Annotated in this window: 9 protein-coding genes; 3 read left to right on the forward strand and 6 right to left on the reverse strand. The window is 47.7% G+C overall.

Going from position 1 to position 11,841, the window contains the following annotated elements:
- Positions 1-87: 87 nt before the first annotated feature.
- From AAHF22_RS01415 to AAHF22_RS01425, 3 genes are all read right to left on the reverse strand, one after another.
- Entirely contained in the window at positions 88-744 is a 657-nt protein-coding gene (locus tag AAHF22_RS01415) for an SGNH/GDSL hydrolase family protein (RefSeq protein WP_347323179.1), read from the reverse strand.
- Between the two features lie 107 nt (positions 745-851).
- On the reverse strand, positions 852-1,628 hold the full coding sequence (locus tag AAHF22_RS01420) for an alpha/beta hydrolase (RefSeq protein ID WP_347323180.1): 777 nt from the start codon (positions 1,626-1,628) through the stop codon (positions 852-854).
- A 347-nt stretch (positions 1,629-1,975) separates the two neighbouring features.
- A complete protein-coding gene (locus tag AAHF22_RS01425) occupies positions 1,976-2,809 on the reverse strand; it encodes an AraC family transcriptional regulator (protein WP_347323181.1) in 834 nt (277 codons plus the stop codon).
- Between the two features lie 112 nt (positions 2,810-2,921).
- On the opposite strand from AAHF22_RS01425, the gene AAHF22_RS01430 reads away from it, so the two are divergent.
- Positions 2,922-4,949 (forward strand): beta-galactosidase, encoded by a 2,028-nt coding sequence (locus tag AAHF22_RS01430; RefSeq protein WP_347323182.1) that lies wholly within the window; start codon positions 2,922-2,924, stop codon positions 4,947-4,949.
- A gap of 420 nt (positions 4,950-5,369) precedes the next feature.
- On the opposite strand, the gene AAHF22_RS01435 is transcribed toward AAHF22_RS01430, so the two are convergent.
- Both AAHF22_RS01435 and AAHF22_RS01440 read right to left on the reverse strand, forming a co-directional pair.
- Positions 5,370-6,878, reverse strand: a complete 1,509-nt coding sequence (locus AAHF22_RS01435) for a UxaA family hydrolase (protein WP_347323183.1) — start codon at positions 6,876-6,878, stop codon at positions 5,370-5,372.
- The gene (locus tag AAHF22_RS01440) at positions 6,875-8,410 is read right to left on the reverse strand and encodes a tagaturonate reductase (protein ID WP_347323184.1); all 1,536 of its coding nucleotides are present in this window, start codon (positions 8,408-8,410) and stop codon (positions 6,875-6,877) included. The genes AAHF22_RS01435 and AAHF22_RS01440 overlap by 4 nt, the downstream gene beginning before the upstream one ends.
- A gap of 231 nt (positions 8,411-8,641) precedes the next feature.
- Between AAHF22_RS01440 and AAHF22_RS01445 the strand changes: the two genes are divergently transcribed.
- The gene (locus AAHF22_RS01445; RefSeq protein ID WP_347323185.1) at positions 8,642-9,304 is read left to right on the forward strand and encodes an SMI1/KNR4 family protein; all 663 of its coding nucleotides are present in this window, start codon (positions 8,642-8,644) and stop codon (positions 9,302-9,304) included.
- A 52-nt stretch (positions 9,305-9,356) separates the two neighbouring features.
- A complete protein-coding gene (locus AAHF22_RS01450) occupies positions 9,357-10,031 on the forward strand; it encodes a tetratricopeptide repeat protein (protein WP_347323186.1) in 675 nt (224 codons plus the stop codon).
- 98 nt (positions 10,032-10,129) lie between these two features.
- Here the strand turns inward: AAHF22_RS01450 and AAHF22_RS01455 are convergent, their stop codons facing one another.
- Positions 10,130-11,185, reverse strand: coding sequence for a phosphotransferase (locus AAHF22_RS01455; protein ID WP_347323187.1), 1,056 nt, complete (start codon positions 11,183-11,185; stop codon positions 10,130-10,132).
- Positions 11,186-11,841: the final 656 nt, after the last annotated feature.

The following is an 11,841-nucleotide window of genomic DNA, read 5'->3' on the forward strand; positions in this document are numbered from 1 at the left end:
AAGATAGCATTCATGCTAAGATAAAGCGATGAAGTTGAATGAAAGCCAGACTAACCTCTGCACTGTTCCAGCAGAACATGCTTCGCCCTAACTCCGATTCCAATCATAGTCAATCGCCTGTAAAAAGGCGCGTGCCAGCACCATATGCCCTTTCGTATTCGGATGCACATGATCCCATCCATGCGACAGTGTGGCCGGATAGATATGCTCACCGATCCGATCAAATGCGGCCTGTGTATCTACGCACGGTACACCGGTTTCGGCAGCGATGCGTTTCACTGCTTCACCGTAAATGTCCATCGTTGCCCGCATCGGATCTTCTACCGTTGTGCTCATATAATACGGTGTCATTAATATCAGACCTTTTACCTTTGGCAATGTGTCCTGCACCAGCTTGCGCAATATCTGTTCGTACTCATCCAGGTACACATGCTGGCTTGGATCAGTTGGGCGGTCAAACTGACGCCATACATCATTAATGCCGATCATAATGGATACCCAGTCCGGCGAGTGAGCAAACACATCCTCCTGCCAGCGTGCCTCCAGATGACGCACCGTATCACCGCTTGTGCCTGTATTGAGTACACGCAGATTATAATCCGGGTAGGCTGTGTTCAGCAAAGCATCCACAAGACCTACATATCCATCTCCAATCGCCCAGTGTTCACCTACCGGACGAGCGCGGCCACAATCTGTCACCGAATCACCGATCATTAACAGCATGTTATTAGGTTCTATTTTCATTTCAATCCATCCCTTCTGTCTCTACATTATGTGTAATTAGGGCATTGTGTAAATTGCCACTAATCATATTTCTATCATTTCTATTTTCAACATAGCGAATGTGTAGATTACCAGCCCTGACGATGCAGCCAGTCTGCACAGCGCTCGGTCCAGCTGCCCATCGACGGATGACCTGTAGCTAGCCCGGCTCCATGTCCACCGTGCTCATACACATGCAGTTCAAATGGAATACTATGCTGCTCCAGCGCAAGCGCCATGCGCAGGCTGTTTTGCACAGGTACGACTTCGTCATCCGCGGTATGCCAGATAAATGTCGGTGGTGTATGCGCAGATACTTGACGCTCTGCACTATGAGCGGTCATACGATCGGATGAAGCATCGGCACCAAGCAGCGCTAGTTTGGAACCTTCATGGCCGTAGCCTTCCATCGTAATGACCGGATAGCAGAGCACCATCAGATCGGGACGGGAGCTTATCCGCTCCGTCCGTCCATCTGGCAATAGAACCTCCTGTTCACTGCATACCGTTCCGGTCATCGCTGTCAGATGACCACCAGCCGAAAAACCAAGCATCCCAATCCGGTCAGGACGCAGTCCATAGTGTGCAGCATGCGCACGCACATGACGAATAGCTGCCTGTCCATCTTCCAGTGGTGTACCGCGATGCTTCGGCGTCAATCGATAGTGCAATACAAAAGCTGAAATCCCCTGTTCATTGAGCCACTGTGCGACCGGGCCACCCTCATGATCGGCTCGAAATTCATAGCCGCCGCCAGGCAGGACGATGACCGCACTAGTTGCCCCAGACAGTAAATAAGGTTCCAAATACGGACGTGTCCCCATCTCATCTACAACATGTTCATCCGCAATCCAAATTTGCTCCATATGTACTTCTCACTCCTCCATTGATCCATTTTCATCCTATGACGATCTCCTGTTGACAGAAATAACGTTGAATGGAAGCCTACCTGTATGATACCGCTGAAACCACTGCGACTTATATCCATACGAATTTGCATTCATACAAACTTTCGTTCTTACAAGTTTACATTCATACGATAGCATAGGATTGCAAAAATATGCCCTGGCCGGAAAGCCAGGGTACAGGATGCTACTCATTCGTTATTTCTTTAATCGCTTATATTGTAAGCGCTTTAGATAATCGTTTCAATGATGAATCTTCAAAAGTTCATGCCGATAGGTGATACATTTATCACATATCCGGCGCTGAGCTAGTAAAGATTGCGGAATTGCTCTGGTGTTACGCCTTCCAAACGGCGGAATGTAGCGACAAAATGACTGGAATCGCGGAAGCCTACCTGACCGGATACTTCTTTAATGGTCATACGTGGATATAATGTCATTAGTTCCTTTGCCTTTCGCAAACGAAGCAAAATGAAATAAGCATAAGCGGTCATACCAAACGTTTGTCGGAATAAGGTGTTCAAATGTCTTGCGCTCACGCCCACCTGCTGTGCCATATCTTCCAGCCCGATATTCGGATCATCATAATGCGCCTCCATAAAGCTCATCAGCGGCGCCAGACGCTCTACCGTATGAGATAGTGACGGCAAATTATTCACCCGTCCATGCTTTTTAAGCAGGGTTAGGAAACGGTACAGATCGGCGCTAGTATCAAGTCCTGACAGATCACGGTTACTACGAATCTGTCCGAGCAGACTCCCCGAAAAAAATTCAAGCTCACAATCACGATCCCATTCATAATAAGCGGAATGCGACAATCCAAAGGTCGATAGCAGCGCAAGGGACTGCGGGCCGCCAAAGGTCAAATACGTAGTCTCCCAAATGCCGCTAACCGGACGATAGCTATGTGCATCACGCGGAGCAAGCAATACACCAGAACCTGGCTTCACCATATAACGCGCTCCACCAAATGTAAATTCGCCTTCTCCACGTACCGTTTGCAGCCAGTGATAACACGGATACCCATCCGGACGTTCAATACTTTCCTGATCCGGATTCTCGCCTATACTTTCCATATGAATCGGTAATTGCAGGTCTTTCAGTTCACTAAAAAAGCGGCGATGCGGATTGGTAACGTACATGAGTAATCACATCCTATATCCTTATTTTAATATCATAGTGTAATTATCTTATATTTTACAAGGGTTTGTTATCGTTTAGTATAGAATTATTCTTATACAAGGAGTGACAACGTTGATCAGCAATAAACTACCTAAAATGTTTTATGGCGGCGACTACAACCCGGAACAATGGGATCACGGAACTCATCTTGAAGATCTGGACCTGTTCAAGCAGGCTGGCATTGATATCGCTACGCTCAACGTTTTTTCGTGGGCACGCAATCAGCCGGACGAAGTTACATACCACTTGGAATGGCTGGATGGCTATATCAACAGCCTTTATGAAAGCGGTATCTATACTTGTCTGGCTACAAGTACGGGTGCACATCCAGCATGGATGGCAACTCGTTATCCGGACATTTTGCGAGTGGAAAAGGATGGCCGCAAGCGCAAATTTGGCGGTCGTCACAATTCCTGTCCAAACAGTCCAACCTACCGTCATTACTCTGTAGAAATGGCTCGTAGACTGGCAGAACGCTATAAGGAGCATCCTGCCATACTCGTATGGCATATTTCCAATGAGTATGGCGGCGAGTGTTATTGCGACAACTGCGAGAAAGCGTTCCGCGTCTGGCTCAAGCAACGTTATGGCACGCTTGATGCTGTGAACAAAGCATGGAATACCGCTTTCTGGGGCCACACCTTTTACGATTGGGATGAGATTGTAGTGCCGGATCATCGCAGTGAGGAATGGGGCGAGAACAGTTCTAGCTTTCAAGGGATCTCGCTCGATTATACGCGCTTCAACTCGGACAGCATGCTGGAATGCTATCAGCTTGAGTATGACGCGATTCGTTCGCTCATTCCCGATGCGTTGATTACGACTAATCTCATGGGCTTTTACAAACCACTTGATTACTTCAAATGGGCGAAACAGATGGATATCGTATCATGGGACAATTATCCGGGTCTGAATACTCCGGTCAGCTTCACCGCTCTTGCCCATGATCTGATGCGCGGTCTCAAAGACGGTGATCCGTTCATGCTGATGGAGCAAACGCCAAGCCAGCAAAACTGGCAACCGTACAACTCACTGAAACGTCCGGGTGTGATGCGGCTATGGAGTTACCAGGCTGTGGCGCATGGTGCTGATACGGTTATGTTTTTCCAGCTTCGCCGTTCGATCGGTGCCTGCGAGAAGTTCCACGGTGCTGTGATCGAACATGCTGGACACGCGAATACACGCGTGTTTCGTGAAACGAGTGCGCTAGGACACGAGCTGCAAAAGCTGGGTGATCAACTGCTTGATTCACGTATTGAAGCAAGCGTAGCGATCCTGTTCGATTGGGACAACTGGTGGGCGATCGACAAATCGAGTGGACCAACGGTTGCACTCCAATACGTCGAACAAATTCATAAGTATTATAAAGCATTGTATAACCGGAATGTGCAGGTAGACATCGTCTCAGTCGATTCCGATCTGAGCGGCTACAAGCTCGTTATCGCGCCTGTACTGTACATGGTCAAGCCGGGTCTGGCAGCCAAGCTGGAGCAATTCACCGACAATGGCGGTACATTTGTCACGACCTTCTTTAGCGGCATTGTGAACGAGCATGATCTGGTCACAACGGGCGGCTATCCCGGCGAACTGCGCAAGCTGCTCGGCATCTGGGTGGAAGAAATCGACGCCTTGCTTCCATCCATGCACAACTCCATTGAGATGAAGGAAACGATCGGTGAACTGAGCGGCAGCTACCAGTGCGGCATGCTCTGCGATCTGCTTCATACAGAAGGAGCCGATGTGCTCGCCGAATACGGTACAGACTTTTACAAGGGCATGCCCGTATTAACACGGCATGCGTTCGGTCAAGGCGAAGCCTGGTATATTGCTTCTGATGGCGAAGAAGACTTTGTTGCCGGTCTGCTAAAGCATCTGTGTCAGCAGCAAAATATTGAGCCTGTTCTGGACACGCCAGCGGGTGTGGAAGCCGGTCGACGGGTGAAGAATGGTCAAGCTTTCCTATTTTTACTGAATCATAATGCAGAAGCGGCAACCGTCGAGCTTGGTTCGCTTCAGACGAGCAATATGCTGGATAATCAGCCGGTAGGTAGCTCGATTGAGGTGCCTGGTAATGGGACGATTATTTTATCTGTAAAATAATGCCATCCATTACTGTGCCTATTGTAACATGAAAATAGCGATACGTAAATGTAGAAATACACATTTTACGTATCGCTATTTTTGTCGAATTTGCTCATCTTACGCATGTTTAGTCGAAATAACACATAAAGTCGTTCAGCACGTCATTATTATATGGAACTAGCTATTCGATCAACCGGTTCGATTGATGAATTTAAATTCGTAACGGGATGAACTTGGCACGATTATCGTTTCACATACTATGTTGTCGCCCTTTTATGCTGATAATGGGTACGGAATACAGCCGAACATCGCTTTTTTCTTATTGATCGTATATCCAGTGCTCGTCTCGTTAGCGATATCGACCGCCAGATTTGGCTTTTCAATCACAGTGTAACAGATGTTCGCTCACTTCCATATTTTAATTGGAACTCTTTTATTTTACAAGATCACACCATCTTTAAAAATAGCGATTTCACGGAATCCATGACGCTCACTGTTCGTTTCGAGGCGACCGGAAGCGATATCGACAATTCGCTCCAATAGCTCCAATCCGACCTGCTCGATCGTTCTGCCTTCTAATAATTGTCCGGCATTAAAATCAATCCAGTGCTTTTTGCGATTCGCCAGCTCCGACTGAGTCGCAATCTTCACCGTTGGTACAGGTCCACCAAAGGGTGTCCCCCGTCCGGTTGTGAACAGTACGATATGTGCACCTGCCGCCGATAGCGCCGTCACCGATACAAGATCATTGCCCGGCGCCTCTACGATGTTCAATCCGGTACGCTGCACACGCTGTCCATAACGCTGCACATCGACCACCTGAGAATGACCGCCCTTCTGGGTACAACCTAGTGACTTTTCCTCCAATGTCGTAATACCGCCTGCTTTGTTGCCTGGTGAGGGGTTTTCATAAATATTTTGACCGTGATCGACAAAATATTGTTTGAAGCCGTTGATCAGCTCTACCATATCTTGAAACACTTGCGGACTGGCAGCTCGATTCATCAGAATCGTCTCCGCGCCGAACATTTCCGGCACCTCCGTCAAAATCGCTGTACCACCTGCCGATACGAGCAGATCAGCAACTTTGCCGACGAGCGGATTAGCGGTAATACCGGATAGTCCATCGGAACCGCCGCATTTTAAACCAAGCTTAAGTTTGGATAACGGTACAGGCTGACGTTGTTGACGCTCTGCCAGTTCAGCCAGCTCCTGCAAATAGGTCATGCCTACTTCCAGCTCATCCTCTACTTCCTGTGCTTTTAAATAACGAATTTTGTCCCTGTACTCTGCCGGAATACCTGCGGCAAATGTATCGACCTGATTGTTCTCACAACCTAGCCCGATCACAAGCACACCTGCGGCATTCGGATGCAGCACAAGCGAGGTGAGCAATTGTCTTGTATATTCCAGATCATCGCCAAGCTGAGAGCAGCCAAACGGATGCGGAAAATGATACACACCATCTACACGACCTGCCAGCTCAGCATGTCCCATACGAGCGAGCGCTTCACAAATTTTGTTAATGCAGCCTACGGTATTGATGATCCACAATTCATTGCGAATCCCCACCTCACCATTCGGACGCACATAACCGTCAAATGTATTCAGATGCGCTGGCAGTTCGGATGGCTGCCAATCCGCAGTCGGTGCATATTCATAATCCAGTGTACCGGACAATCCGGTATGCAAATTGTGGCTGTGAATCCATTGTCCTGGCTGGATCAGCTGTGTAGCACGCCCGATGGAAAAACCGTATTTGAGTACATCTTGCCCCAGCTCGATCTGACGCACAGCGATTTTATGTCCACGTGGTACCGACTCCGTCACATTCAATATGTCACCATCGTCCAGCAGTAATGTATCGCCTGCTTCCATATCACGCAGGGCAATCACAACATCGTCCTGCTTTTGAATCGCTATATAATCTCGGATCATCGTGTTCATATCGGCTGTGCCTCCATATCATGTAGATTACATGCCACCTGCTCAACCAGTCCGGGAATTGTGGTCAAATCCTCCTGCCAGATGCGCGTATCACTCAGAATGCGCTGAACCGCCACACTGTAATCTATCGCAGCAGTAGCGTTGCTTGTGTTATGACTTTCCTGCCAGTGCTGTGCCATATACTGTAGCCATTCTGCATCATCATGAATAGGTAGCGGCTGACCATCCAGTGTCAAGCTCTGGAATGAGATGCTTCCATCCTGCTCTACAGGTTGTACGCGATACAATAATAGTAACGCAGACAAACCGCGCACAAGCTGCTGGGGCAATTGTCCATTTTTCGTTGTATACGTTTTCAACACTGGCAGTATACGTGCCTGAAATTTGCTCAAACTGTTCATGGCAATGTCCAGCAAGCGATGCTCCAGATACGGATTGTAAAAGCGTTCATACGTTTCCTCTGCATAACGCTGTAATTGTTCCGCTGGCAAAGACAACGTTGGAATCACTTCCTCGGTAATCGTTTGCTTTACCCAGCTGCCTAGCTGCTCGTCCTCCATTAACTCACGCACCGTACTCCGATTATGCAGCAATCCAATCGGCATCATTAGCGTATGCGCCCCGTTCAAAATATGCACCTTGCGCTGGCGATATGGCTGTAGATCATGCGTCCATATGACATTTAATCCTGTCTGCTGGAGGGGCAAGCGCTGATCAAGAGCAGGATCGCCTTCAATGACCCAGATATAATAAGGCTCTGCGGAGGTGAGAAAATGATCTTCATAGCCCCATTTACCTGTTAAGCGAGCATATTCTTCCTGCTGAGGCATACCTGTGACGATCCGATCTACTAGATTGTTCAAAAATAGATGATGTTCATCTACCCACTGACAGAATTCCTCGCCAAAGCCAAATTCTCTCGCATACCGCAGTACATAGCTTTTGAGCACATCGCCGTTATTTTCTATCAGTTCACACGGCAAAATCATTAACCCACGCTGTGGATCATCACCAAATGTCTGAAAACGGCGATGCAAAAAGACTGTCAGACGTGCTGGATAGTTCACAATCGGTTCACCGGGCACATAGTCGATCTCGGCATACGTCAAGCCCGCTTCAGTCGTATTGGAAATGACCACATCAAGCGACTCCAGCTCCGCAAGCTGTAAAAAGGCTTCCCAATCCGTATACGGATTCACATAGTCACGAAATACCGAAATGAGCTGGCGCTGCTCTACCTTTTGCCCATTTTGCAAGCCTTGCTGTACAAGTGTATACAGACCTTCCTGCTCAGCCAGCTTGTCCAGCTTGGTCCCACCTCGCGGCGTTGGCGGCGTTAACACCACACTTCCGTGGTACTTGCCGCTGGCATTCATTTCATGAATCATCCAGTCTGCAAAGCCGCGCAGGAAGTTCCCTTCACCGATCTGCAATATTTTGATCGGCTGCTGCCGAATCACATCGTGTCGTCTTTGTTCATTTTCACCGGTCAAATGATGGCGCAGTAAAGGCTGAGTTTTGCTCATTGTCATAAATGAACCTCCATTGGAATCGAAATAACGTGCAACCTGCCAATCCAAACTACACTCATACAATACAATAATGAATGAAAAGCCTTTTAATGTTAACGTGAACATTTTGATGTAAGAGCGTTTCTTGCCTCATATTGTAACATCATTTAGACTAAAATAGTGAAAAAAATAACGGCTTTTCTCATTTATATATCCAATGCTCCTAACCTCTTCATAGAAAGGATTTTGACCATGCCAACTGAACAACCGTACATTCATCATATCCGTGAACGTATACAAGCGATGTACGATGATCCAGCTTCACGTATCTTATTCTGGACGGTAGCCGATAGTATTCCTGCGAATATGAAAGGCAACAATCAATTCATTCCTGCTCCATTATTGGAGGATGACGATTGGGCAGTTTGGAAGCCTGTACCCTCTACCATTACCAAAGCTCAAATCGATCTGTTGGAGCAACAATATGAATTTCAATTTCCGTTACCGTACCGCGCATTTTTACAGGCATATCATTTGCTAGATTGGCAGCTTCCCAATTTGCCAACTACAGACGGATATCCCGGCGGCTGTAGCTCATTCATGTTCCCTTCGCTTGACACCGAGCAGGGATTATGTGCACTGGAGCAGCTCATCCAGCAATGGCCTATATTTCAGCATACCGGCTATATTCCTTTTGCAATCGGGGAAGATGGACAGGGCATCGTCTGCTTTGATACGGTAAGAAAGCAGCCTGATGGAGACTGTCCGGTTAGCTGGATGATGATAGATACATTGTATGAACTTCCAGATGCCTCCGCTGCTGAGGATCGACGCGCCATGTTGGAACCAAAGATGGAAGATATCTTCTCTAGCTTTGATGCATTATTGGGCGCAGTGTTCCGTAAACGCGCTTAATGTAAATTTACAAACTGTACGATGAAACAGATGATAAATGGAGGCTTTTCCTATGAGCAAAATTTTCATTTTCTCAATTCTCTGGTGGTTGCTTGGCAACCCGTTTCTAGCACTGATCGTGCTGCTGGTCATTATTTATGTGCTGGATCGCCGCTTTGTTGGTATATTTCCGAGCGCCGTCAAGCCATTACGCCGGATGAGCCGGATACGCGCATTACGGCGGCAGGTAGCGAACAGTCCGAGCGATATGTCCTCACGTTATGAGCTGGCACGCTTGCTGTTAGAACGCCGCCACTATAATGAAGCCAAGCGCTGGCTGGAGCAGATCGGTCATGCCTATGAAGAATCTGCCGAATACTGGGACGATCTGGGTACTGTGATGCTGCATACAGGAGATGCATCCATCGGCGAGCACTATATGCTTAAAGCGCTGGAACTAAATCCTCGTGTCAAATATGGCGAACCTTATTTACGATTAGCGAGCTATTATGCACAGCACCACAATGAGCAAAAAGCGCTCGATGTACTGGAGCGCTTCCGTGATATTCAGTCTTCCTCCTGCCGTGCCTATTATATGCTCGGTCAGCTGGATCGCTCACTTGGACGTGAGCAAGCGGCAAAAGCTGCTTTTCAAGAAGCGGTCACGATCTACCGCTCCCTGCCTAAATACAAAAAACGCAGCGAGCGCGGATGGGCAATCCGTAGCTGGCTGCGTAGTCTGGTTTAATGGACTATGGAGTGTATAGTATAATTGTTGCTTGCTATTCTATATGCTCCACATCTTATTTTTGAGGAAATTGTAGGCTATGCTGTGATGCCAGTAATTTAATTGGCATCATATCCGAAAATACGGCGGCTCACTGCTTTGAGCAGAGGGCCGCTTTGTTTGTACCAGTTCAAGCCTTCGTCCAAACGCTTTGCCTGCGCAATGACCACATCCGCCTGATCGATGCCTTCAAAATAACGACTCAGAAAATGCATAAACACATCCATACGGCGCAGTAAAATGAGCAGCGGCAAACGAACCGCTTCAGCTTCAGTTAATGTCACTACTGAAGCATACCCTTTCAAAAAAGCAGTACAGCGACGTTCTTCCTCGGCGCTCCATTCCATACTGCCCAGCATATCAGACAGGCATACCGCAGGCTCCATCGCCCGCAAATCACGTGTAACAAATTCAAAATCAAGAATAGCTGTAATCTGACCATTTTCCGATTGCAGCATATTCGATGCGTTCAAATCACCGTGAATGAGCTGATGCGGCAATGAAGCAAGTCGTGCAATACGCACAAGCTGCTCACCAAGACGCTCACCGATCCGGTTTAACGTCTCCCGAATCTCAGCAAAATCCTCCGGCGGATTGGCGCAAAAGGCTTCCAATCGGCCTGGACTGCATAGCGGATACGATTGTCCCAGCCGGTAATACGGTGGGTATACCGGGTGCAGATCGATATCGATCTGTGCCAGCGCCTCGGATAGCCGCCCTACGGTATGGCCAAAATGAATCAGCTGTTCATCGGTTACCAGCTCGGGATTGCTACCATCCATATAATGAAAAAGTGCAGCCAATCGTCCATTGCTCGTCTCTGCCGCTCCAGCAGCAGTAACATAGATCGTATCACCGTGACAATCACGAACAGGCTTCGGGATCGACAATCCGTCTAGCACCTCCGGTAGCACAGCGAGCACCTGGTGCTCATAGCGTACCTTTTCCGGTTCGCGATGCGTCTCGTATCGACGAAGTACGTATCGTTCGGAGGCATGATCGATAAACATCGTCGTATTGTTCATGCCGCCCTTTCCTTCTACCATATGCCAATTCCCGGACGGGAAAAAGTGATCTGCCAGTTGTTCCATTGAATCAATTGCTTCGCGTTCCAAAAATTCCCCTCCTTGTTGCCATTAGTCCTTTGCAGATAAGGGAGAATACCGACATGGCAGGCGCTTGCTGCCCGTGCCAGCCGTACGTGTTACAGGGCAGATGAATCATCAGCCGGTTATTCCGGCAGTCGTTCCATAATGCAGGCGTTGTGGACGGCCTGCTCCATACCTTTTATGCATTCCGGTACAAAGTCGTGAATCCTTCCGATTCCGGGTGTTCCCTTACCATGATCAAGCCCTACGGCCCTTCGTTAATCCATATATTTATATATTCGCCACCAGCAAGATTGCTCCTGCTGTAGGCTCAAAATCCGGCACCAAAGCTATATGATAACACGAACAGGCGTCTATGAAAACTTTTTCGTAGCGAAGCCGCTAAGGTATAGCTTAAATTTTGCTTATTTTATAAAAAGGATACAAAAATAGCAACAGTAGCATCCCTGCAATAGAGGGTAGAGAACATGCTGCTGTTGCCTATAGTGTGATGTAGCGCGGTGTTAAAATTACTATTACTATATACTGTTACTGTTACTGTTACTGTTACTGTTACTGTTACTGTTACTGTTACTGTTACTGTTACTGTTACTGTTACTGCATATACTATAATGCGACTGTCCACATGAAACAATGATTATTTATAACATAGCACTATTGCT

The sequence above is a fragment of the Paenibacillus wenxiniae genome (assembly GCF_039822605.1).
GTDB classification, from domain to species: Bacteria; Bacillota; Bacilli; order Paenibacillales; family Paenibacillaceae; genus Saccharibacillus; species Saccharibacillus wenxiniae.

What these genes read in the sequence shown, in the direction of transcription:
- AAHF22_RS01415 (WP_347323179.1), bottom strand. Translation starts at nt 744, where the DNA reads ATGAAAATAGAACCTAATAACATGCTGTTAATGATCGGTGATTCGGTG.
- AAHF22_RS01420 (WP_347323180.1), bottom strand. Translation starts at nt 1,628, where the DNA reads ATGGAGCAAATTTGGATTGCGGATGAACATGTTGTAGATGAGATGGGG.
- AAHF22_RS01425 (WP_347323181.1), bottom strand. Translation starts at nt 2,809, where the DNA reads ATGTACGTTACCAATCCGCATCGCCGCTTTTTTAGTGAACTGAAAGAC.
- AAHF22_RS01435 (WP_347323183.1), bottom strand. Translation starts at nt 6,878, where the DNA reads ATGAACACGATGATCCGAGATTATATAGCGATTCAAAAGCAGGACGAT.
- AAHF22_RS01440 (WP_347323184.1), bottom strand. Translation starts at nt 8,410, where the DNA reads ATGACAATGAGCAAAACTCAGCCTTTACTGCGCCATCATTTGACCGGT.
- AAHF22_RS01445 (WP_347323185.1), top strand. Translation starts at nt 8,642, where the DNA reads ATGCCAACTGAACAACCGTACATTCATCATATCCGTGAACGTATACAA.
- AAHF22_RS01450 (WP_347323186.1), top strand. Translation starts at nt 9,357, where the DNA reads ATGAGCAAAATTTTCATTTTCTCAATTCTCTGGTGGTTGCTTGGCAAC.